This window comes from Rheinheimera sp. (assembly GCF_036568245.1).
GTDB lineage: Bacteria > Pseudomonadota > Gammaproteobacteria > Enterobacterales > Alteromonadaceae > Alishewanella.
This window is the reverse complement of the sequence record NZ_DATCSY010000402.1, coordinates 1-21644: the sequence shown is the minus strand read 5'-3', so window position 1 is coordinate 21644 and position 21644 is coordinate 1. Positions and strand designations below refer to the sequence as shown.

Annotated in this window: 21 protein-coding genes and 1 pseudogene; 9 read left to right on the top strand and 13 right to left on the bottom strand. The window is 52.7% G+C overall.

Going from position 1 to position 21644, the window contains the following annotated elements; genetic code table 11:
- Positions 1 to 42 precede the first annotated feature (42 nt).
- Positions 43 to 921 carry a TIGR02285 family protein gene (locus VIN66_RS18190; RefSeq protein ID WP_331925303.1) on the top strand — a complete coding sequence of 293 codons (879 nt, stop codon included), beginning with the start codon at positions 43 to 45 and terminating at the stop codon, positions 919 to 921.
- Here VIN66_RS18190 and VIN66_RS18185 read toward each other — a convergent pair.
- From VIN66_RS18185 to trxA, 3 genes are all read right to left on the bottom strand, one after another.
- Entirely contained in the window at positions 871 to 2166 is a 1296-nt protein-coding gene (locus VIN66_RS18185; RefSeq protein WP_331925302.1) for an NAD(P)/FAD-dependent oxidoreductase, read from the bottom strand. The genes VIN66_RS18190 and VIN66_RS18185 overlap by 51 nt on opposite strands.
- A gap of 94 nt (positions 2167 to 2260) precedes the next feature.
- On the bottom strand, positions 2261 to 3526 hold the full coding sequence (rho, locus tag VIN66_RS18180; protein WP_134058772.1) for a transcription termination factor Rho: 1266 nt from the start codon (positions 3524 to 3526) through the stop codon (positions 2261 to 2263).
- A 190-nt stretch (positions 3527 to 3716) separates the two neighbouring features.
- Positions 3717 to 4043: a thioredoxin TrxA gene (gene trxA, locus VIN66_RS18175; protein ID WP_134058770.1), complete on the bottom strand. Its 327-nt coding sequence runs from the start codon at positions 4041 to 4043 to the stop codon at positions 3717 to 3719.
- Positions 4044 to 4145: 102 nt separating this feature from the next.
- Here trxA and rhlB point away from each other — a divergent pair, with 102 nt between their 5' ends.
- Complete coding sequence (gene rhlB / locus VIN66_RS18170; protein WP_331925301.1) at positions 4146 to 5432, top strand: ATP-dependent RNA helicase RhlB; 1287 nt, start codon at positions 4146 to 4148, stop codon at positions 5430 to 5432.
- Entirely contained in the window at positions 5398 to 6939 is a 1542-nt protein-coding gene (gene gppA / locus VIN66_RS18165) for a guanosine-5'-triphosphate,3'-diphosphate diphosphatase (RefSeq protein WP_331925300.1), read from the top strand. Before rhlB ends, gppA begins: the two co-directional genes overlap by 35 nt.
- A 106-nt stretch (positions 6940 to 7045) precedes the next feature.
- Here gppA and VIN66_RS18160 read toward each other — a convergent pair whose 3' ends face one another.
- Positions 7046 to 7639 (bottom strand): superoxide dismutase family protein, encoded by a 594-nt coding sequence (locus VIN66_RS18160; RefSeq protein ID WP_331925299.1) that lies wholly within the window; start codon positions 7637 to 7639, stop codon positions 7046 to 7048.
- Between the two features lie 141 nt (positions 7640 to 7780).
- Between VIN66_RS18160 and VIN66_RS18155 the strand changes: the two genes are divergently transcribed.
- From VIN66_RS18155 to VIN66_RS18130, 6 genes are read left to right on the top strand one after another with little or no spacing between them, the layout of a single operon-like run.
- Positions 7781 to 8008 carry a ChaB family protein gene (locus tag VIN66_RS18155; protein ID WP_331925298.1) on the top strand — a complete coding sequence of 76 codons (228 nt, stop codon included), beginning with the start codon at positions 7781 to 7783 and terminating at the stop codon, positions 8006 to 8008.
- A gap of 21 nt (positions 8009 to 8029) precedes the next feature.
- Complete coding sequence (pip, locus tag VIN66_RS18150; RefSeq protein ID WP_331925297.1) at positions 8030 to 8938, top strand: prolyl aminopeptidase; 909 nt, start codon at positions 8030 to 8032, stop codon at positions 8936 to 8938.
- Positions 8939 to 8953: 15 nt separating this feature from the next.
- Positions 8954 to 9739, top strand: a complete 786-nt coding sequence (locus VIN66_RS18145) for a TVP38/TMEM64 family protein (RefSeq protein WP_331925296.1) — start codon at positions 8954 to 8956, stop codon at positions 9737 to 9739.
- Positions 9736 to 11988, top strand: a complete 2253-nt coding sequence (locus VIN66_RS18140) for a hypothetical protein (protein WP_331925295.1) — start codon at positions 9736 to 9738, stop codon at positions 11986 to 11988. The genes VIN66_RS18145 and VIN66_RS18140 overlap by 4 nt, the downstream gene beginning before the upstream one ends.
- Before the next feature lie 3 nt (positions 11989 to 11991).
- Entirely contained in the window at positions 11992 to 13275 is a 1284-nt protein-coding gene (locus tag VIN66_RS18135; RefSeq protein ID WP_331925294.1) for a glycosyltransferase, read from the top strand.
- A gap of 49 nt (positions 13276 to 13324) precedes the next feature.
- Positions 13325 to 15745, top strand: a complete 2421-nt coding sequence (locus VIN66_RS18130; protein ID WP_331925293.1) for an endonuclease/exonuclease/phosphatase family protein — start codon at positions 13325 to 13327, stop codon at positions 15743 to 15745.
- Here the strand turns inward: VIN66_RS18130 and VIN66_RS18125 are convergent.
- The 9 genes and pseudogenes from VIN66_RS18125 to ubiB form a co-directional block, all read right to left on the bottom strand.
- Positions 15727 to 16719, bottom strand: a complete 993-nt coding sequence (locus VIN66_RS18125) for a D-cysteine desulfhydrase family protein (RefSeq protein ID WP_331925292.1) — start codon at positions 16717 to 16719, stop codon at positions 15727 to 15729. The two genes, VIN66_RS18130 and VIN66_RS18125, sit on opposite strands and share 19 nt — an antisense overlap.
- A gap of 18 nt (positions 16720 to 16737) precedes the next feature.
- Complete coding sequence (gene hemB, locus VIN66_RS18120) at positions 16738 to 17742, bottom strand: porphobilinogen synthase (protein ID WP_331925291.1); 1005 nt, start codon at positions 17740 to 17742, stop codon at positions 16738 to 16740.
- Positions 17732 to 18466, bottom strand: coding sequence for a GGDEF domain-containing protein (locus tag VIN66_RS18115; protein WP_331925290.1), 735 nt, complete (start codon positions 18464 to 18466; stop codon positions 17732 to 17734). Before VIN66_RS18115 ends, hemB begins: the two co-directional genes overlap by 11 nt.
- Positions 18459 to 19274, bottom strand: coding sequence for a TatD family hydrolase (locus VIN66_RS18110; protein ID WP_331925289.1), 816 nt, complete (start codon positions 19272 to 19274; stop codon positions 18459 to 18461). The genes VIN66_RS18115 and VIN66_RS18110 overlap by 8 nt, the downstream gene beginning before the upstream one ends.
- Positions 19275 to 19276: 2 nt before the next feature.
- The gene (locus VIN66_RS18105) at positions 19277 to 19753 is read right to left on the bottom strand and encodes a hypothetical protein (RefSeq protein WP_331925288.1); all 477 of its coding nucleotides are present in this window, start codon (positions 19751 to 19753) and stop codon (positions 19277 to 19279) included.
- Positions 19753 to 20508, bottom strand: coding sequence for a twin-arginine translocase subunit TatC (gene tatC / locus VIN66_RS18100; RefSeq protein ID WP_331925287.1), 756 nt, complete (start codon positions 20506 to 20508; stop codon positions 19753 to 19755). Before tatC ends, VIN66_RS18105 begins: the two co-directional genes overlap by 1 nt.
- Positions 20492 to 20806, bottom strand: a complete 315-nt coding sequence (gene tatB, locus VIN66_RS18095) for a Sec-independent protein translocase protein TatB (RefSeq protein WP_331925286.1) — start codon at positions 20804 to 20806, stop codon at positions 20492 to 20494. Before tatB ends, tatC begins: the two co-directional genes overlap by 17 nt.
- A complete protein-coding gene (tatA, locus tag VIN66_RS18090; RefSeq protein ID WP_134058722.1) occupies positions 20807 to 21049 on the bottom strand; it encodes a Sec-independent protein translocase subunit TatA in 243 nt (80 codons plus the stop codon).
- Positions 21050 to 21131: 82 nt separating this feature from the next.
- A pseudogene (gene ubiB / locus VIN66_RS18085) lies at positions 21132 to 21644 on the bottom strand (ubiquinone biosynthesis regulatory protein kinase UbiB); the annotation flags it as partial.

Here is a 21644-nt window from a genome sequence, read left to right as displayed (position 1 = left end):
GTTTTTAGCTACAGTTAATGTAGTTAAAATTCAGGTGTTGCCATGTTAATACGTTGTCTTGCTCTGCTGTTTTGCTGCGGCCTTCAGGCTAAGCCACAGCTTATATGGTTACACACCGACTGGCCTCCACATCAGATTGTCAGCGGACCTTTCCAGGGGCAAGGCACTTTCGATTTACTCCAGCAACAGCTGGCAGCCGCAATGCCGCAGTTTGAACATCAGCTGCGTTTGGTTAGTCTGGCCAGAGTGGAACAGATATTTCAGCAGCAGGAAGAAGCTGCCTGTACTACAGGCACGCTGTATTCAGCAGAACGGGCGCAAACCCGGTTGTTTTCTAAACCTATGGCCGTGGGTGCCGCTCTGGCGGTAGGGTATATGCCGGGCAAACTGACTTTACACCCGGCGATGAATAAAGACGGCGCTAATATCAGCGAGCTGGCGCAGGATAAAAGCCTGGTTGGTGCTTATCAGGCAAACCGGTTATATCCGGTACAGATGCAGCAGTTACTGCAACAGGGAGACAGCAACCTCAGCAGTCAGGCCTTTACCAGTGAAGTGAATGCAGCAGCCTTGCTTGGCAGCAACCGGGTTGATTACGTGATCGAGTACCCGGAACGGATGCAGTTTTACAGTCATCTGCTGCCGAAACCCGTCGTACTGGAATACAGAGCAATAGCGGGCGCGAATGTCGCCAGTGTAACCTATGTCAGTTGCACCTTCGGCGAGGTCGGAGAGGCCGCGATCGCCGCAGTTAATCAGGCTCTGCCAACGTTATGGCAAAGCCCGGCGTATCTGCAAGCAATGCACCGCTGGCACGACGACAGTAGCCGTCAGCGCTTACAGCCTGATGTTGCTGCGCAACAGGCGGCGTTAGTGCAGCTTAAGCCTCGGGCGGACAATGCGGTTGATGCGCGCGACTAAACTGATCACCAGCATTTTTATCCAGCCATGCAGCGCTACCTGATGCATACGATATAAGGATATATAAGCCAGTCGGGCTATGCGGCCTTCAATCATCATAGCGCCGCCGACCAGGTTGCCCATTAAACTGCCAACGGTGCCGAAGCGGCTTAGTGAAATCAGTGAACCATGATCATTGTATTTGAAGTCTTGCAAAGGTTTGTCGTTAAGCTCTGCCAGAATATTACGCGCTACAGCACTGGCCATCTGGTGGGCTGACTGCGCCCTTGGCGGTACCCATTTACCATCTGGCAACGGGAAACCCGCGCAATCGCCAATCGCGTAAATCCGGCTGTCGTTAGTGGTTTGTAGTTTTGCATTAACCAGTAACTGATTAAGCCGGTTGTTCTCCAGCCCTTCGAATGATGCCAGAAAATCTGGCGCTTTAATGCCTGCCGCCCAGACCATCAGTTCGGCCTCCAGGTGTTCATCACCCAACTGCAGGCCGCTTGCATCCGCAGCAGTAACTTTTGTGCTGGTACGTACTTTTACACCAAGTTTCTGTAGCTCTTTTAATGCTGAATTAGCAATGCGCTCAGGTAATGCCGGCAGAATACGCGGACCGGCTTCAATCAGGCTGATATTCAACCGATCTTTACGCAGGTCATCAAAACCATAAAGGTTGAGCTCGGCTGCGGCATGATACAGCTCTGCTGCCAGCTCCACCCCGGTTGCGCCTGCGCCGACAATAGCAATGTTCAGCGTATCTTTCGGATGACCGGGGGAGTTTAGCTTCAGGTATGCGTCGAGCAGATGGCGGTGGAACCGGTTGGCCTGTGCCGGGCTGTCCAGAAAAATGCAATGCTGTGCCACGCCGGGCGTATTGAAATGATTGGATACACTACCGATTGCCAGCACCAGATAATCATATTGCAGTACTCTTGAAGCCAATACCTCTTTGCCGTCATCACCTAATACCGGTGCCAGGATCACTTGCTGCTGTTCCCGCTTAATACCGGTTAAACTGCCGAGCTGAAAGTCAAAGCCATGGGCTGCCGCATGGGCGCGATAACTGAGTTGGTCTATTTCTACGTCCAGTGTGCCGGTTGCCACCTCGTGCAGTAGCGGCTTCCAGATATGGGTATGATTGCGGTCTATCAGCGTGATGCGGGCTTTGCCTTTGCTGCCCAGTTTGTTACCTAAGCGCGTAGCCAGTTCCAGGCCTCCCGCGCCGCCGCCAATAATGACAATATGCGGTTGTGTCATCAGGTACTTCCTTCTGCTAAAAATAAAGCAATGCACTGCTTGTCTGCGCAAATTGCAGGCAATAAAAAACCGGCAACTAGGCCGGTTTTTTCAGTTAACTTTTTTGCCGTTTCATGGCTTCAAAGAACTCGTCGTTGGTTTTTGTCATCAACAGACGGTCAATCAGGAACTCCATACATTCGGTCTCATCCATCGGGTTGAGAATTTTACGCAGGATCCACATTTTCTGCAGCTCTTCCGGTGACGCCAGTAACTCTTCACGGCGGGTACCAGAGCGGTTAAAGTCGATGGCAGGGAACACACGGCGTTCAGCGATTTTACGCGACAGGTGCAGTTCCATGTTACCGGTACCTTTAAACTCTTCGTATATCACCTCGTCCATCTTCGAACCGGTATCTACCAGCGCTGTTGCGATGATAGTTAAGCTGCCGCCTTCTTCTACATTGCGTGCCGCACCGAAGAAGCGCTTCGGCTTATGCAGGGCGTTGGCATCAACACCACCGGTTAATACCTTGCCTGAACTTGGGATCACAGTGTTGTAAGCGCGGGCTAAGCGGGTGATCGAGTCCAGCAGAATAATAACGTCTTTTTTATGCTCAACCAGACGTTTGGCCTTTTCGATCACCATTTCGGCAACCTGCACATGGCGGCTGGCCGGTTCGTCGAAGGTTGAAGCGATAACTTCGCCTTTTACCAGGCGTTGCATCTCGGTAACTTCTTCCGGCCGCTCGTCAATCAGTAACACCATTAATACGCAATCAGGGTGGTTGGCTGCGATAGACTGGGCGATGTTCTGTAACAGAATCGTCTTACCGGCTTTCGGTGGTGCGACGATCAGGCCACGTTGTCCTTTACCGATAGGCGAGGCTAAATCCAGAACACGGGCGGTGATATCTTCCCGGCTGCCATTACCACGTTCCATACGTAAGCGTGAGTTAGCGTGCAGCGGCGTTAAGTTTTCAAACAAAATCTTATTGCGGGCTTGCTCAGGACGGCCGAAGTTTACTTCGTTTACTTTTAACAGTGCAAAGTAACGCTCACCTTCTTTTGGTGGGCGGATTAAGCCAGAAATGCTGTCGCCGGTACGCAGGTTGAAGCGGCGGATTTGGCTGGGTGAAACATAAATATCGTCTGGCCCGGCTAAGTAAGAGCTGTCACCCGAGCGCAGAAAACCGAAACCGTCCTGTAGGATCTCCAGTACGCCATCACCGAAAATTTCTTCGCCGTTTTTGGCGTGGGATTTTAAAATGGCGAAAATAATGTCCTGTTTACGCAGGCGGGCCATATTTTCCAGGCCCATAGACTCAGCCAATTCAACCAGCTCGCTAATCGGCTTCAGTTTCAGTTCTGTTAAATGCATATTGATGGGTTTCTTGTTGATATATAAACAGGGTAATGCTTATCGGTTCGATAAAATAAGGTTTGGAAGTGGTTTTTCGACAGACAAGCGTGGTTTAGAACGTTTTACTGGCTACACAATAGCAGCTGACTACTGGTGCGTCCAGCGCTGAAACAGAAAAAGGCGTATAAAAATACGCCTTTTGCTTAAATCAGATATTACTGTCGAGAAATTCTTTTAACTGAGTCTTCGACAAAGCACCTACTTTAGTCGCCGCAACCTGACCGTTTTTAAATAACAGTAAGGTTGGGATACCACGGATACCGAACTTAGGAGGGGTATTCGGGTTATGGTCGATGTTAACTTTGGCTACCGTCACTTTACCCTGATATTCTGCTGCTACATCGTTCAGGATCGGAGCGATCATTTTACATGGACCACACCATTCTGCCCAAAAGTCGACCAACACCGGCGCTTCGGCTTTCAGGACGTCGGTTTCAAAGCTGTCATCGGAAACCTGTAAAATCAGTTCGCTCATTTGTATCTCCGCTAGTGCTATGCAGCCTGGCTGCAAAAAAGTGTTATCAATTTAAACGTGGCTGTTCCTTATTGCAAGCGTAACGGTTATGCTTAGCGCCGTATGAATAAAACACACTTAACTACACATAAATTCGCCGATTTTGCATTGGCACCACAGGTTCTTGACGCTTTAAATGCGCAAGGTTTCGGCTATTGTACGCCCATTCAGGCTCAATGTTTACCTCTGGCATTAGCCGGTAAAGATATTGCCGGCCAGGCCCAAACGGGCACAGGTAAAACACTGGCGTTCTTAACAGCGACATTCCACCACTTACTGACACATGAACCCAGAGGGTCGGGTCAGCCGCGTGCCATCATTATGGCGCCTACGCGGGAGTTGGCGGTTCAGATCCATCAGGATGCGAAAGTGCTGGCTGAAAAAGCCGGTTTGCGCCTTGGCCTGATCTATGGGGGCGAAGGTTATGATACTCAACGCCAGTTACTGGAAAATGGCGTAGATATTTTAATTGGCACCACAGGTCGCTTAATTGACTATCTGAAACAAGGCCTTTACGACTTATCGCAAATACAGGTTGTTGTGCTGGATGAAGCTGACCGGATGTTTGATCTGGGCTTTATTAAAGATATCCGTTTTATGTTTAACCGTATGCCTCCGGCGACAGAGCGGTTAAGTCTGCTGTTCTCTGCCACTTTATCTTATAAAGTGCAGGAGTTGGCATTTGAGAAAATGAATCAGCCGGAGCATATTCATATCGCGCCGGAAGAGATGACCGGCAGCCGGATCAGTGAAGAGCTGTTTTACCCGTCAGATGAGCACAAAATGCCATTGCTGCTGACATTGATGGAAGAAGAATGGCCGGATAAGGCGATTGTATTCGCTAACACTAAACACTGGTGTGAAGAAGTGCATGCCTGGCTGGAAGCAGATGGTCACCGCGTAGGTTTATTAACCGGCGATGTTATCCAGAAAAAGCGTCTGCGTATTCTGGAGGATTTTACCAGTGGAAAACTGGATGTGCTGGTGGCAACTGATGTTGCAGCCCGCGGTCTGCACATTCCGAAGGTTAGCCATGTATTTAATTACGACCTACCTGATGACTGCGAAGACTATGTGCACCGGATTGGCCGCACCGGTCGTGCCGGTGAGAGTGGTAAAGCTATTAGTTTTGCCTGTGAGCGTTATGCACTTAACCTGACAGCAATCGAAGACTATATCCGTCACCCAATCCCTGTGACGCAATACGACGCCAGCGCGCTGCTGGACGATGTTAAAGCGCCGAAGCCGCGGGTTCGCCGTCGCGCAGGCCAGGCCAGAACCGGCAGCCGTAGCGGCTCAGGTGGACGCAGCAGTAATGGCGCAAGAGCCCCTCGCAACCGCCCTCGTTAATCCGGCACAGCCTGCCGAACAATCACCGCATCAGGACATTTATGCGGTGATTGATCTTGGCTCCAACAGTTTTCACATGTTAATGGTGAAAGTGGTTGGTGGCTCAGTGCAGGTTATCGGCCGGGTAAAACGCAAAGTACGTTTAGCCGCCGGGTTAAACGAAAATTTAGTGTTAAGCCGTAAAGCGATGAAGCGGGGCTGGGAGTGTCTGGCGTTGTTTGCTGAGCGGCTGCAGGATATTCCGCCGCAGAACATCCGCATTGTCGGCACTGCCACGCTGCGTCTGGCCAAAAATGTTAAAACTTTCCTCAAAGAAGCTGAAGCGATTCTCGGGCAAAGTGTCACTGTAATCAGTGGTGAGGACGAAGCCCGCATTATCTATTTGGGTGTCGCTCATACATCAAACAGTGACAGCAACCGTCTGGTGATTGATATCGGCGGCGCCAGCACAGAGGTGGTCATTGGTGCTGGTTTTAATCCGCTGTTGCTGTCGAGCCTGAATATGGGCTGTGTTACCTACCTGGAACGCTACTTCAGCGATGATGAGCTAAGCGAAGATAATTTCAGCCGTGCTATCGCCGCAGCAGAGCAAGAGGCTGCCACTATTGCGCAGCAGTATATAAAGACTGGCTGGCAGCTGGCGGTGGGGGCTTCCGGCACTGTGCAGGCGCTGCAGGAAATTCTGGTGGCGCAAGGTAAAGATGAGGTCATCACCCTCAACCGGCTGGAAGATATTATGCAGCAGGCATTAGCCTGCGGCAGGATGGAACAGTTGAATATCACCGGGCTGGCGCAGGAACGCAAACAAGTGTTTCCATCCGGGCTGGCCATACTGATTGCGTTGTTCCGTCAGCTGAATATTACTGGCATGACATTATCCGGCGGTGCGCTGCGTGAAGGGGTGCTGTACAGTATGTTGCCGCAGCTGCAGCATACAGATGTGCGTAACCGCACAGTCAACAGCCTGATGGTGCGCTATTTTATCGATCAGCGCCATGCCGGCAGAGTGGCTGAAATGGCATGCGAGCTGGCCACACAGCTGCAAAGCCGCTGGGACTTAAATAAATTTGAAGGCCATAGCATGCTAAAAAGCGGTGCGCTGCTGCATGAACTTGGCTTATTGATCGAATACAAAAACCACCACCACCATGGTGCTTACATCATTAACCACTCTGATTTACCCGGTTTCACCCGGGCACAGCAGCAGTTGGTGATGGCACTGGTGCATAACCACAGAGCAGATATCAGCCGCGACATTATTGCCCGTCAGACAATGACATCGGTGTTGTTGACGGTGCGCTTAACACGGATTTTGCGTCTTGCTGTCATCCTGTCGATGCGGCGCCGGCATGAAGTATTGCCGCAGGTAGATATCAGCAGCAAAGGTGAACAACTGGTATTGCAGATGCCGTCTGGCTGGTTGGAGCAACATCCGCTGATGCGGGCGGAGCTGGAGCAGGAAGTGCAGTATCAGCAACAGGCGGGTTGGGAACTGCTGATCAAGTAAAGTTGCGACTTCACCGGGTAAATATTACTGCGAAGTATGTAAATCTTGCCCGGTAACCCGCTGCCATCTTCTGCGGCAGCAGGTCCGTTGCACTATCAAACCTAAATTATCTGACGATCCCACAGGCGATGGGCGAGCCACTGTTGCCTGACGGCGACGTACTGTAATCATCGGCCTGTTGATGCACTACCAGAGCGTGATTCTTCAAATCTTCCAGCTTCATTTCACTCATCGTAATGGCCTGCTGGTTACCGTCGCTATTGACGCGGATCATCGGCAAGTCACCTAAGTGACCGTCACCATCCGGGCCGGCGTGTTTACCGGTATCTTTGGGATCCAGATGCCCGCCAGCGCTGGCGGCAGGCTGCTGTGCGCCGTCTTTCATAGCGGGTTCGCAGCTGGGGTTCTGGTGCACATGAAAGCCATGCTCGCCTTGTTTCAGCCCTGTCAGAGCGGGTGTAAATACCAGGCCGTTGGCCGTTTCGGCTACCGTAATTCTGCCTGCGCTGTCGCCCACTCCTTCTGCGGTGACAGTGTTCATCTGCACGATAATACTGAGCGCTTCTTCCTGTGGCCCGACGTTGGCCGGTACTGAGGCCGGCGACGTTTGCCCCATCGGCGCGCCGGGTGGTGTGGGCTGGGGGTTGCAACCGGCCAGTAGCCCGGCGGCGAATGACAAAGACAATATATGTAGTTTCATAATACCTCCTCTCGTTAAGCCGTGATTGAGTTTAGCCATTGTTAGCGCTGCAAGTTCGGCGCCAGAACCGGTTGCAGCAAAATGGCATGAGCTTTGCGTTACGTTTTTTTAACCCGCTTTCAAACGCGATGGAGGTAGCCGATGCCTTACTACAAATTAACTGAACTGCCCGGGGCGGTTAAAGACAACTTACCAAAGCATGCGCAGGAGATTTATCAGGCAGCGTACAACAACGCCTGGGATGAATACGACTCAGCACAAAAGCGCCGTGGCGACGATAGCCGGGAAGAGGTTGCACATAAAGTGGCCTGGTCAGCAGTAAAGCAAAGCTACAAGAAAAGTGACTCAGGTAGCTGGGTTAAAAAGTGATTCGCATAGTGGAGTAGCAAAATGCCGTATCTGGATGTGGGCTATGGTCATCAACTGCATTATGAAAGTGTCGGCGACATAACAACTGACGTGCCGCTGCTGTTTGTGCACGGCGGGCCAGGAGCGGGTGTCAGCACCGCGGATAAAGCCCTGTTTGCCGGCCTGCAGCGGCCGGTAGTTTATTTTGACCAGCGCGGCTGCGGCCTGAGCCGATTTGAGCAGCGCTTAAACGGCAACACAACAGAGCAGCTGGTTGAAGATATCGAGAAGCTGCGTAACGCATTGTCTCTGCCAAAACTGATTCTGGTGGGTGGTAGCTGGGGCAGCACCCTGAGCCTGCTCTATGCGGTGCGTTATCCGCAATATATTGACTCTATGCTGCTGTGGGGCATTTTTCTGTGCCGCCAGCAGGAGCTGGACTGGTTTTATCAGCACGGTGCCAGCCAGTTGTATCCGGAAGAGTTTCAGAAGTTTATGTGTCAGGTAGACGGTGCTGCTGATTCCGTAGCAGCGTATTTTGACTTGCTGACAACAGGCAGCGAAGAGCAGCAGCGGGCAGCGGCGGCTAGTTGGGCAAGGTGGGAAGCGGTTAACTCATTTTTTGATACTGATGAGGCCACACTGGGACGCTTTGCACAGGCAGAGAGTGCGCTGCCTATGGCATTACTGGAAAGCTATTATTTTAAGCACCAGGGCTTTTTACCGGCGGATTACATTCTGCGCCATTGCCAGCCGTTACAAACAATATCCGTCGATATTGTCCAAGGGCGTTTAGACACCATATGCCCCTGTGGCACAGCCTGGCAACTGGCGAAGCATCTGGCAAATTGCCGCTTGTATATTTCTCCGCGGGCATCGCACGCCGCGTCTGAACCGGAGAATTTTTCCGCTCTGCGCACTTTATTACACAAACTTGAACCTGCGGCCTGAGTACAGATGCCGCGCATGACAGGGGAAAATACAGTGACTTCTGCACAACAAGCTAAAAGCACCAATGTTGGTTCAGGTGAAAAAACACAATTACGGCGCAAGCCTATGCTACTTGGTATGGTTGGCAGTCTGCTGTTTGTTGCCGCTTTACTCGCGGTGCTGGTGTATTTTGATGTGCACAAACAGGTGCTGCAGTTACTGGAGTGGTTCAAGCAGCAGGGGCCCTGGGCGCCACTGTTGTTTATGCTGATTATGGCAGCAGTGGTAGTGCTATTGTTGCCCGGTGCTTTGTTTACAATAGGCGCGGGTTTCGTGTTTGGTGTCATTCCCGGCTCGGTATATGTGGTGCTTGGCACTACAGCAGGTGCGGCGGTCGCATTTTTACTTGCCCGCTACTGCTTTGGTCAGCGCGCACGCGAGTTTGTTCTGGCCCGGGCCAAGCTGCGGCTGGTGAATGACGAACTGACGCCAAACGGCTGGAAAATCGTCTTGCTGACCCGGCTAATCCCGTTTTTCCCCGGCAAATTATCTAATTACTTTTTTGGTTTAACGCAGTTTTCGCTGCGGGGTTATCTCGGCGGCTCGCTGCTGGGCTTTATCCCTTTTAGTGTACACAACGTCTATCTGGGATCCTTGATTGCTGACATCTCTAACTTTGATATTACCTCCAGAGAACGTTCAGTCTGGGAGTGGGGCTTATATGCTGCCGGGCTGGTTGCCGCTATCGCGGTGATTGTGTATCTGAATCGCCTGGCTAGCCGCGCGCTGGCCAAATATACCGAGAAGGAGCAGCAACAATGACCTGGCTAAAGTGGTTGCCCTGGCGTTATGTAGTACGTTATGTCGCACACAAACATGGTTTTATCGATCCGGTTGCGTTACTGGCGCGCTTACATAACTTTGCTCAGCCTTCAGAGGTAGGAGAGCCGATAGAGCTGTTGCGAGCCGGCGTCGTGTTTCATGCCCGCGGCCTGATCAACAGCCGGGTTATCCAGCATAATCTGGACTGGGTCTGGCCGTACTGGATTTCCCGTCAGTTTGACCCGGCCGATGCGTCCTTTATTCCGCGGGCTTTTTCAATAACCCATATCAATCTGACGCACCGCAACTGGACGGCCATCGGCTTGCCGGACTGTCCTGAGCTGCCGATCGTTGACCCCAGAGGGCTGCTGACGCCATTTCTGGATGGCTGGTCGCTCGACAGCTGGGTAGTGCCAGAGCAGGGCGACTGTCTGTTACCGTCGCGTAGCTTGCAAAGCGAGCAGCAGTTGCTGTTGTCGGGCAACGTCAGCGTCCGCACCAAAACGTCTGAACACGGTATGACACTGATAAGCGAAGCCTCGGTAGAACTGGAAAACGGTGTAGCAGTATGTAAGCTGCGGCTGAAAGCAAAATCGGCTCAGGCAGCGCATCTGGTGCTGGCGCTGCGGCCACAGAATCCGGAAGGCGTCAGCTTTATTCATCAGGTAAAACTGAACTCCGAGCGCACGGCATGGCAGGTGGATGACAATAAGCAGGTTAGGTTTAGCCAGGCGGTGCAGCGCCATCATGTGTCTACCTATCGTCAGGGCGATGTGTACATTCACCTGCAAGATGCAAAGGAGCAGGCCGACGGTGTATGTGATGTCGGCATGGTAACAGCAGCGGCTATGTTTGCCTTGCCGGCAGAACAATGGCAGGAGCTGGAGGTGTCTGTGCCGCTGGCGACAGAGCAACAAGTGCAGTACCAGCAGGATGCCTGGCAGCAGGAGCAGCAAAAATGCTGCAAACTGGTGTGCCCGGATAAACATTATCAGTTTTTGTATGAGGCGGCACTGGCTTCATTAATTCTGCACTCGCCTGAGGATGTCTACCCCGGCCCCTATACCTATAAACGTTTTTGGTTCAGAGATGCGGCTTTCATTATTCATGCACTGCTGTGCGCCGGTTTAACAGAGCGTGCCGAACGCGCTTTAAATCAGTTTCCGCCACGGCAAACCCTGCTGGGGTATTTCAGGTCGCAGGAAGGCGAATGGGATGCCAATGGCGAGGTGCTTTGGATCCTCAAACGTTACTTTGATATGACAGGGCGGCTGCTGCCAAAGGACTGGCACAGTGCCGTACAAAGCGGTGCCCGCTGGATAGGGCGCAAGCGTCTGCCAGATAAAGCTGACATACCCCATGGTGGCTTGCTACCGCCGGGTTTTAGTGCTGAGCACCTTGGTCCGAATGACTATTACTACTGGGATGATTTCTGGGGTGTTGCCGGCCTGCAGGCTGCCGCAGAGATGTTCGCGCCGGCTGATAAAGCGCTAGAGCAGGAATTTACCGACGAAGCCGGCAAATTCAGTGCGGCCATCGATAACAGCCTGGCGCATTGCCAAAAGCGGCTCAAACGCCCCGGTATGCCGGCTTCACCATACCGCAGGCTGGACGCCGGCGCTATTGGCTCACTGGCCGCCGGATATCCTGCCCAGTTATGGGCTGCCGATGATCCCCGATTACTGGATACCGTTGAGTTTTTATTGCAGCGCTGTTTTGTTAAAGATGCATTTTATCAGGACATGATTCATTCAGGCCTTAATGCTTACTTAACCCTGCACGTGGCTCAGGTGCTGCTCAGAGCAAAAGATCCGCGTTATCTGACGTTGATGGATGCGGTAGCCAAACTTGCTTCGCCAACCGGCCAATGGCCGGAGGCGATACATCCTGCTACAGGGGGCGGCTGCATGGGAGATGGTCATCATGTCTGGGCCGCGGCTGAGTGGCTGCTGATGATCCGCAATTGCTTTGTGCGGGAAGAAGGCCGGCAGCTGGTGCTGTGCTCTGGCGTGCCGCAGCGCTGGCTAAGTAGTGCTGACCCAGTGCGGTTTGGCCCGGCACCAACCAGTTTTGGTGCTGTCAGTATTGAAATTGCGCTGACCGGGTCGGAGCAGGCGCGGGTTAGCTGGCAAGCCGATTGGCACGCTGCCGGGGGGGCGCCAACACTCGAAGTGTGTTTACCCGGCTATCAGCCCGTCAAAGTTGCGGCGACGGATAGCACAGTTACGTTAACAAAAGCAGAGGCCTGACGGATGAACATTGCAATCTTTACCAATACTTTTACGCCTCATGTGGGTGGGGTCGCCCGCTCTGTTGAAGCCTTTGTGGCGGAATATCGCAAACTGGGGCACAGAGTGTTGGTGGTGGCGCCGGAATTTGCCAATATGCCGGAGCAGGAAACGGATGTATTCCGCGTTGCTGCTATCCAGAACTTCAATGCCAGTGATTTCTCTGTAGCGCTGCCATTTGTTGATCAGTTAAGCGAAGTGCTCGATGAATTTTCGCCTGACATTATTCATTCGCAGCACCCGTTTTTACTTGGCATGACAGCGCTGCGTACAGCACGTTACCGTCAGGTCCCGTTGGTATTTACCCATCATACGCTGTACGAGCAGTACACCCATTATGTGCCTGGCGATTCTTCCACCATGCAGCGTTTTGCGGTGGAGCTTGCCACCCGTTATGCCAATTTGTGCGATCAGGTGATCGCTCCCAGCCAGAGTATTGCAGACTTACTGCAGCAGCGCGGCGTTAACACGCCGATAGAAGTGGTACCCACCGGCGTGTATCCACAGCGTTTTGCCAGCGGTGACGGCGCAGCTGTACGCAAGCAGCATGCTATTGCCGCAGATGCCACTGTGATTGGACATTTAGGCAGGCTGGCGCCGGAGAAAAACTTAGCCTTTCTGGCCCATGCCGTGGCAAATGTCGCCGTAGAAAAGCCCGAAGTGCACTTTCTGGTGATAGGCGCCGGCCCGTCGGAGCAGGAAATTGAGCACATTTTTGCTCAGGTTGGTGTCGCCGATCGGTTACATATGACCGGTGTTTTACAGCAGCAAGCCCTGATAGATGCACTGCACGCGATGGATGTTTTTGCCTTTGCTTCATGTAGCGAAACACAGGGCATAGTGCTGACAGAAGCGATGGCCGCAGGGCTGCCTGTGGTTGCACTGGACGCCAGCGGTGTGCGTGAAGTGGTACAGCACGAGCGTAATGGCTTGCTAATACAGGAGCACACGACTGCAGCCTTTGCCAGCGCGCTGAAGCAAATAACAGCGGCGACAGCGCAGCAACGTGAAACATTAAAGCAGGGCGCAAAAGCAACGGCAGAAGAGCATGCTATGTCGCGCTCAGCGGCAAAAGCATTACAGTGCTTTCGCGTTTTGGCTGAGCATCAGCCGGGTACGCCAAGGGCAGAGCGGGACTGGGAAGATGCGCTGGCCTGGGTAAAAGCAGAATGGGATATTCTGCGCAGCATGGCTGAAGCCGGCACGGCTGCGGTTGGCAGCACGTTATTTGCTACCAATGAAGAGTAGTGGGCAGTTAATCACTTTTTACCGGGATAACGGTGTAAGGCGGAGGAGTATGATCATTCGGGTTTCAGTATGGCTGCGCTGGTTAAGACGGGCAGTAAGCCGCAGCCGCTGGCTGGCGAGGCTATTACAATTACCGGTTTCAAAAGGGTCGGCCGTGCGGCCGGGGCTTATTATGCTGCAAATAGACGGCCTGTCCAAAATTGAATTAGAGCGGGCGCTGGACCGCGGCGAGATGCCGTTTTTAAGCCGTTTACTACAGCGGGAACACTACAGCCTGCATGCTCAGTACTCCGGCTTACCAGCAACGACGCCGGCGGTACAGGCTGAGTTATTTTATGGTATCCCCGGGGCGGTGCCAGCCTTCTCTTTTTGTGACCACCGCACCGGTAAGATAGTGCGGATGCTGCAGCCTGATACTGCTGCTAAGGTAGAACAGCGCTTGGCCGGGCAGACCAAAGCGGCACTGTTAAAAGATGGCAGTGTCTATGCTGACATGTTTACCGGCGGTGCTGCTGAATCACACTTCTGTGCATCTTCCCTGGGCTGGGGTTCTGCTCTGCGTAGTGCCAACCCGCTGGTATTGCTGGTGCTGTTTACTACCAATTTGTACAGTGTGCTGCGTATTGCCGGTCTGTTTTGTCTGGAAGTTGGCCTGGCACTGCGCGACTTTTTTCGTGGGCAGGTAAAAGGACATGATTTTCTGACCGAACTGAAGTTTGTACCGACCCGGGTTGCGATCTCTATAGTGTTGCGTGAACTGTGTGTTATCGGCGGCAAGATTGATCTCAGTCGCGGCATGCCCATAGTGCATATTAATTTTCTCGGTTACGACGAACAGTCACACCGGCGCGGGCCGTCTTCCCGCTTTGCCCACTGGACGTTAAAAGGCATTGACGACAGTATCGCCAGGTTATGGCGGGCAGCGCACCGTTCTGAGTGGCGTAACTATGAAGTCTGGATCCACTCAGACCATGGGCAGGCAAAAGTCGTCCAGTATAGCCAATTGCACGGCTATCCGTTGCAGCATGCGGTTGAGCAGTGCTTTGACAGGCTCTCATCGGAGTCACCATTAGCGCGGTCTGCAGCAAAAGGCGGCATTCAGACCCAGCGTGTCAGATTACTCGGTGGTAAACGGGTGCAGCGTGTGTTTGCGGTGGAGCGCAGTGAAGACAGTGACGCCGACGATGGCATCAAAGTCGCGGCATTAGGGCCTGTTGGCCATATCTATGCACCGCAGCCGTTATCAGAACCTGAGCTGCATTTTATTGCTACAGAACTGGCGACACGCTATCAGGTACCGATAGTGCTGACGGTTGAAAGCGAGCAGTGTTTGCGGGCCACGACCAGCGATGGGGATTATTATTTGCCAAAGGACGCTGCTAAGTTGTTCGGTAGCGAACATCCGTTTCTGGACAGCCTGAGCGACGATTTGCTGAGGTTGTGCCATCATGCTGATGCCGGTGATCTGGTGGTGATGGGCTGGCGTGAAGGGCTTACACCCTTGACCTTTGCCGATGAGAATGGCGCGCATGCCGGTGCCACGCCGGAGGAGACCACCGGTTTTGCGCTGCTGCCTGCTGATGTTGCGCTGCCACCGGCAGGCAGCCGCTATATGCGGCCGCACGATTTATATCAGGCTGCGCTGCATTATTTGGGCCGCACAAGCCGTCAGCCGGTGACACGTGACAAAACACGAGCGGACACTGCTGAAGGTTTACGCGTGATGACGTACAACGTGCATAGCTGCATCGGGCTGGATGGCAAGGTTGATGTCGAGCGCATCGCCCGCGTCATAGCACTGGCTAACCCCGATATCGTCGCGCTGCAGGAGCTGGATGTCGGGCGGGGCCGCAGTTTGGGGTTGGATCAGGCCCGGCTGATAGCGCGCAAACTGGAGATGGAGTTTCATTTTCACCCGGCGATGCATCTGGAAGAAGAGCAATACGGCGATGCCATTTTAACCCATCTGCCACTGCGGCTGATTAAAGCCGGCGCTTTGCCCGGGTTGGCCGAAAAGCCGGGGTTAGAGCCAAGGGGCGCTATTTGGGCTGAGGTAACCTTTAATGGCCAGCAGGTACAGGTGATGAATACGCATCTTGGGCTGAACAGCCGCGAACGGCTGGCGCAAATAGACAGCCTGCTCAGTGAGGAATGGCTCGGCCACCCAGAGTGCAAGGGGCCGGTAATATTTTGCGGAGATTTAAATGCGCAGCCCAATTCAGCAGTGTACCGTAAGCTCGGCTCTCGACTAAAGGATGCACAGGCTGCGCTGGCCAGTCACAGGCCTGCCGGAACTTTTCCAAGCCGTTTTGCAGCCGCGCGGATAGACCACATTTTTGTCAGCAGGCAACTTGCTGTTACCGCGGTTGAAATCCCGGCGTCTGCTTTGGTAAAACGGGCATCCGATCATTTACCTTTGCTGGTTCAGGTTCGGTTGCCGGAGCAGGAAACTCAAAGCACCGACTCATAAGCGGGTAAAGCCTGGCTGCCGCCGGTATGCAGAAATAACAGGCTGCTACTTTGTGCAATGATGCCTCGCTGGCTTAAATCCATCAGACCTGCCATTGCTTTGCCGGTGTAGACGGGGTCCAGCAATATGCCTTCCGCCCGGGCAGTTTGCTGCAGTGCGTTGACCGTGGCTGCAGTCGTGATGCCATAACCGGTACCATAGTAATCGCCATTAGCATGCACTTTATCGTGCGCCTGTGCCGGGTCGAGCCCAAGCAGAGGCAAGACCTGCAGCAGCAACGCTAATACCAGTTGCTGCTGTTGCAGTGCGGGGCGACTGATGGTGATACCCAACACCGGAATATCAAGCCCGGCCAGCATAAGGCCCGCCAGTAAGCCCGCCTGAGTGCCGGCACTGCCGGTAGCTAACACTATCTGCTGCGGCTGTTTATTCAGTTGCTGTAGCTGCCCGGCCAGCTCCAATGCACAGCGCACATAACCCAGGCTACCAATGGCATTGGAGCCACCGACAGGGATCAGGTAAGGCTGCTTGCCCTGACGCTGCAGCTCCGTCAGTAACGTTGTCGCATACTGCTGACAATCATCTGTCAGCGTAAGCTGATGTACTTTTGCGCCCAACACATGGTTTAACAACATATTGCCGCTACTGGCATAACCGGCTTGCGGCGTGCCGGCGACATCCTGCAGTACCAATTCACAGCCAAAACCATACCGGGCGGCCGCCGCTGCCGTCTGCCTGGCATGATTAGACTGCAGGCCACCAATGGTGACCAGCGTGTCTGCACCAAGGCGTTTTGCATCCGCGAGTAAATATTCAAGTTTGCGGGCTTTGTTGCCACCACCGGCCAGACCGGTGCAGTCATCGCGCTTTATCAGCAGCTCTATCCCAAGCTGCGCCGATAAGCGCGGTGCATGTTCTAAAGGCGTGGGTAAATGCGCCAGTGTCAGGCGCGGTATCTGATCAAATGCTGGCATAGCCTGCGGCCCTGTAGCTTATTTTTGCTGTAACCAGATGGCCACTTTTTTGGCAAAGTACGTCAAAATGCCATCGGCGCCGGCACGTTTAAACGCCAGCAGAGATTCCATAATGACCGGTTGCTCCGCCAGCCAGCCATTCTCAATGGCAGCCATGTGCATCGCGTACTCGCCACTGACCTGATAGGCAAAGGTCGGCACGCCGAATTCATCTTTCACGCGGCGTACTATATCCAGATATGGCATGCCGGGTTTAACCATTACCATGTCGGCACCTTCTTCCAGATCCTGCGCAACCTCGTGTAAGGCTTCATTGCTGTTGGCCGGATCCATCTGGTAGGTTTTTTTATTACCGCCTTTCAGATTGCCGGCAGACCCTACTGCATCGCGAAACGGGCCGTAATAGCTGGAAGCATACTTCGCCGAGTACGCCATGATACGGGTATTCACAAAGCCTGCTTCTTCCAGAGCTTCGCGAATAGCACCGATGCGGCCGTCCATCATATCCGAAGGCGCGACGACATCAGCACCGGCTTCGGCGTGTGACAAGGCCTGCTTTACCAATGCAGCGGTGGTGATATCGTTTTGCACATAACCGTTATCGTCGATGATGCCGTCCTGGCCATGTGTGGTAAACGGATCCAGTGCAACATCAGTAATAATTCCAAGCTCTGGCACGTGCTTTTTCAGCAGACGCACGGCCCTTTGCGCCAACGCATCCGGGTTCCAGGCTTCTTCTGCCTGCAGAGATTTTTTCTCGCTTGCTGTTACCGGGAACAGGGCAATGGCTGGAATTCCCAGAGCGGCCAGCTGTTTAGCCTCTTCGAGCAGTAAATCCAGGCTCAGTCTTTCAATGCCGGGCATAGACGCTATGGCTTCACGTTTATTATTACCTTCGATAATAAACATCGGATATATCAAATCATTAACGGTAAGCTGGTGTTCTGCCATCAGGCGGCGGCTGAAATCATGCTCGCGCATTCGACGCATGCGGCTGGCCGGAAAATAGCGGTTAGTGTTCATTTACTTCTCCTGATGTTGCACTAAAAGCAGCCGCAGCCGGATAGCTGTGTACCTGATTACGTCCGGCGGCTTTGGCGCGATACAGCGCAGAATCAGCGAAGCGGATATACTCATCGTTATCGCTTTGCGCGCCTGGTACGGCGGCATAACAGCCAGCACTGAGCGTCAGGTGAAATGCCGGCTCCGTTTTCTGCTCTGCGTTTTCTAAACTGTGGCGAATTTGTTCTGCCAGCTGCCAAGCGCCTTGTAAGGTAGTATTGGGTAAGATCAGTGCGAACTCTTCACCGCCGTAGCGGCAAAGTTTATCTGCTGGCCGTTTCAGCTGCTGTTGTATTACGTTTGCGACAAACTTGATGGCATGGTCACCGGCCAGATGGCCCAGATTATCGTTAATTCGTTTAAAATGGTCGATATCCAAAAGCACCAGCGCCAGCGAACGTTGTTCACGCCGGCTGCGTTTGAGTTCTGACCGCATACGCCGGTCAAAGTAAGCTCTGTTGTAAATGCCAGATAGCGTATCGGTTTGCGTTTGCTGTTGCAGCAGCTGATTCTTCTCTGCCAGCTCATCGAGCGTGATTTGCAGCTCGAAACTGTGGCTACGTAACTGGTTTTCCAACTCCGCTGCGGCGTGCTTCAAACGTCGCACTTTGCTCAGGGCAAAAGCACCGACCAGACAGGCGCCTGTTATGCTGCCAGCTATAAAGAGAAAAAGCAGCTCATTCATGTTGTTCCCCCGTTACCGACAGCCGGCCGTCAAGCTGAAACAAGTTGCAGCAATTGTCGACAGTTTGTCTTGCCAGCCGGGCAATGTCCAGCTGTAACATCCGTGCGACGGTAGCGCCAATGTGTGGTAACAGGGCTGGTTCGTTTCGGCGGCTGGCAGGTTTAGGCGTAAGGTCACGCGGTAACAGATAGGGCGCGTCAGTTTCCAGCAGCAGCCGGTCTAGCGGAATATACTGCAATGCCTGACGCAACTCAGATGCGCGGCGCTCGTCGCACAGCCAGCCCGTGATGCCAATGTACAGGCCTAAATCAAGCCAGGCTTTTAACTGTGCGGTGTCGCCGGTAAAGCAGTGGCTTACGCCGCGGCTGACCTGCGACTCTTTCAATATAGCCAGTTGAGTGTCAAAAGCGTCGCGTTGATGCAGGTATACCGGTTTAGCCACTGAGTTAGCAAGTTGCAGCTGCTCAGCAAAAATCTGTTGTTGCACCGGGCGGGGGGAAAAATCTCGGTTAAAATCCAGACCACACTCGCCAACTGCAATCACTTTGGGGTCTTGCAGCAACTGAGCCAATTGTTGCAGGGCGTCAGCATCAGCACTGGTTGCCTGATGCGGGTGAATACCTGCTGTACTGAAACAGCCGCTATGTTGGTAGCAAAAAGCGATATTCTGCCGGCTTTCTGCCAGGTCACTGCCAATCAATATCAATTGGACTACGCCAGCGTCAGCGGCGCGCTGCAGCACCGCTTCTCGGTCTGCATCAAACTGACTGCTGAACAGGTTTACACCAATATCGCACCATAAGTTCATAATTAATCTTTGCGGCGAACTCTGATTGCTTTACGACCGTCGTCACTTCCAAGTAAAAATGAATTCATTACAGCGCGTTTTACATAGTGTTGCTCACCAACTTTAATGCTGTAGTACTCTGTTCCAAGTTGTTGCCAAACCTGACCATTGTCAAATTCCACAATGAGTGATTTATAGGGATCATAACTGACCTTTTTAACCGTCATATAAACCTGGTCCGGGGAGTTTTCACTGATGACATTCCGGTGTTCTTTGCCAAATTCCTCCTCGATGGAAGCCGCTTTAGGAGCGTCGGCAGTAATCGTTGTCCCGGCGCTGGTTTGCTGCTGAGCTGTCTGGGTATTGATTGAGTCGTAGCAATTCAGGCGGCGCAGCGCATTTTGCTCTGCCCGGCAAAGCTCAATTGCCTGCTCAGGCGGAATGGCTGCCTGAACCTGTGCAACTGCACCTAATATGATCATCAAGGCAAACTGTTTCATTACTTCTGTTCCTGTTGTTCTGATTTTTCTGTTGTATCGGGCTGATAAAACCGGCTTAGTGCCAGACCTAGCTCGAACAATAACCACATTGGCACTGCCAGCAGCGTTTGTGACAACACATCCGGAGGTGTTAATAACATACCCAGCACGAAAGCGCCAACGATTATGTAGGGCCTTTTCTCGGCTAAATCGGCGCGGGTGCTGACCCCCGTCCAGACCATCAGCAAAATGGCCACCGGAATTTCAAAAGACAGGCCAAAGGCAAAAAACAGCTTCAGCACGAAATCCAGATAATTGCTGATATCAGTGGCAACGGTTACGCCTTCAGGCGCAACACTGGTGAAAAAGCCAAAGATAATCGGAAACACAACAAAGTAAGCGAAGGCGATGCCGGCATAAAACAGCAAAGTGCTACTGATGACCAGCGGCGCCATCAGTTTCTTTTCCCGGCTGTATAGCGCCGGTGCAATAAATTGCCATACCTGTAGCAGGATATACGGAATAGCAAAACAGATGGCAACGATAAAGGTTAACTTGAACGGTGCAAAGAAAGGTGCAGCGACATCTGTTGCTATCATGCTGCTGTTTTCCGGCAATACCGCCATCAAAGGTTGAGCCAGCAGATGATAGATATCCTGAGAAAATGCAGCCAGCGCTGCAAAAACGACGATAACGGCAATCACACAACGTAACAGCCGGTTGCGCAACTCAATAAGATGCCCCAGCAGGCTATCAGGATTAGCGTTCAGACTCATGGTTCTTTTCATTGTTGAGCAGTGGGGTGTTAACATCAGCTGCAGCCTGCTTCAGTTCTGCCAGCGCGGCTTTTTCCTGCTCAGTAAGATCAATCAGCCCCTTGGCTTCAGCATCTTTCAGCTTCTGATGCAATTCGTGCGCACGTAAATCAGCGTTCAGCTCGGCCTGCATCTGCTGACCGAACTGCTTGATGCTGCGCACTGTTTTATTGACTGAGCGGATCGCGCCGGGCAGGCGCTCGGGACCCAGCACCAGCAGGGCAACCACACCGACGACAACCAATTCCCAGAAACCCATTTACACTTTATCTTTTGAAGCAGACTGTGTTGTTTTTGCGTGCTCAGCATCTGACTTCGCTTTGTCAGACAACTGGGCTGAGGGCTGTTCTTCGTCCTGCGGTTCATCTTTTATTGAACTGCGAAAACCTTTGATAGCGGAGCCCAGATCTGAGCCAATACCGCGTAATTTTTTTGTGCCAAACAGCAGCACGATAATGGCCAGTACAATAAGCAATTGCCAGATACTGATGTTGCCTAACATGGTTAATCCCCTTTATTGGTCATGCAATGTGGTACTGCAATCAGTGTATGTCTTTATTGTGACAGTCTTATTATCCGCCGGTTCAGCGCCAGGCTCTGATGCCGCACATCACACTGGCTGCAAACAACAAGGCCGAAGATACAAGGTTGTCAAAGCAGAGCAACATACTAGCACTAATCAATAGTGCCGCAGCAAAGGTTGCCGCAATAATTTGTTGTCTGGTCTTACGCTGTTGTACAGCCAGATGCTGCAGTTGTTGCAGTAACTGGCGTTGTTGTTTCGGCCCTTGTTCCAGATACTGGTGCAGCAGGTTTGGCATTTGTGGCAGCTTCTCTGCCCAAAACGGCAGGTTTTCTTTGACCTGACGCCAGATAGCCGGTAAGCCGACCTGTTGTTTTACCCAGTTTTCCAGAAATGGCTTGGCAGTCTTCCACAAATCCAGCTGTGGGTACAACTGACGGCCCAGCCCTTCGATATATAGCAGGGTTTTTTGCAGCAGCACTAACTGCGGCTGCACCTGCATGTCAAACCGGCGCGCAGTATTGAACAGATTTAACAGAACATGGCCGAATGAAATCTCTGCCAAAGGCTTTTG

Bases quoted from the DNA above. Each gene is read 5' to 3' on its own strand.
- VIN66_RS18190 (WP_331925303.1), top strand. From the start codon at position 43: ATGTTAATACGTTGTCTTGCTCTGCTGTTTTGCTGCGGCCTTCAGGCT.
- VIN66_RS18185 (WP_331925302.1), bottom strand. From the start codon at position 2,166: ATGACACAACCGCATATTGTCATTATTGGCGGCGGCGCGGGAGGCCTG.
- rho (WP_134058772.1), bottom strand. From the start codon at position 3,526: ATGCATTTAACAGAACTGAAACTGAAGCCGATTAGCGAGCTGGTTGAA.
- trxA (WP_134058770.1), bottom strand. From the start codon at position 4,043: ATGAGCGAACTGATTTTACAGGTTTCCGATGACAGCTTTGAAACCGAC.
- rhlB (WP_331925301.1), top strand. From the start codon at position 4,146: ATGAATAAAACACACTTAACTACACATAAATTCGCCGATTTTGCATTG.
- gppA (WP_331925300.1), top strand. From the start codon at position 5,398: ATGGCGCAAGAGCCCCTCGCAACCGCCCTCGTTAATCCGGCACAGCCT.
- VIN66_RS18160 (WP_331925299.1), bottom strand. From the start codon at position 7,639: ATGAAACTACATATATTGTCTTTGTCATTCGCCGCCGGGCTACTGGCC.
- VIN66_RS18155 (WP_331925298.1), top strand. From the start codon at position 7,781: ATGCCTTACTACAAATTAACTGAACTGCCCGGGGCGGTTAAAGACAAC.
- pip (WP_331925297.1), top strand. From the start codon at position 8,030: ATGCCGTATCTGGATGTGGGCTATGGTCATCAACTGCATTATGAAAGT.
- VIN66_RS18145 (WP_331925296.1), top strand. From the start codon at position 8,954: ATGACAGGGGAAAATACAGTGACTTCTGCACAACAAGCTAAAAGCACC.
- VIN66_RS18140 (WP_331925295.1), top strand. From the start codon at position 9,736: ATGACCTGGCTAAAGTGGTTGCCCTGGCGTTATGTAGTACGTTATGTC.
- VIN66_RS18135 (WP_331925294.1), top strand. From the start codon at position 11,992: ATGAACATTGCAATCTTTACCAATACTTTTACGCCTCATGTGGGTGGG.
- VIN66_RS18130 (WP_331925293.1), top strand. From the start codon at position 13,325: ATGATCATTCGGGTTTCAGTATGGCTGCGCTGGTTAAGACGGGCAGTA.
- VIN66_RS18125 (WP_331925292.1), bottom strand. From the start codon at position 16,719: ATGCCAGCATTTGATCAGATACCGCGCCTGACACTGGCGCATTTACCC.
- hemB (WP_331925291.1), bottom strand. From the start codon at position 17,742: ATGAACACTAACCGCTATTTTCCGGCCAGCCGCATGCGTCGAATGCGC.
- VIN66_RS18115 (WP_331925290.1), bottom strand. From the start codon at position 18,466: ATGAATGAGCTGCTTTTTCTCTTTATAGCTGGCAGCATAACAGGCGCC.
- VIN66_RS18110 (WP_331925289.1), bottom strand. From the start codon at position 19,274: ATGAACTTATGGTGCGATATTGGTGTAAACCTGTTCAGCAGTCAGTTT.
- VIN66_RS18105 (WP_331925288.1), bottom strand. From the start codon at position 19,753: ATGAAACAGTTTGCCTTGATGATCATATTAGGTGCAGTTGCACAGGTT.
- tatC (WP_331925287.1), bottom strand. From the start codon at position 20,508: ATGAGTCTGAACGCTAATCCTGATAGCCTGCTGGGGCATCTTATTGAG.
- tatB (WP_331925286.1), bottom strand. From the start codon at position 20,806: ATGGGTTTCTGGGAATTGGTTGTCGTCGGTGTGGTTGCCCTGCTGGTG.
- tatA (WP_134058722.1), bottom strand. From the start codon at position 21,049: ATGTTAGGCAACATCAGTATCTGGCAATTGCTTATTGTACTGGCCATT.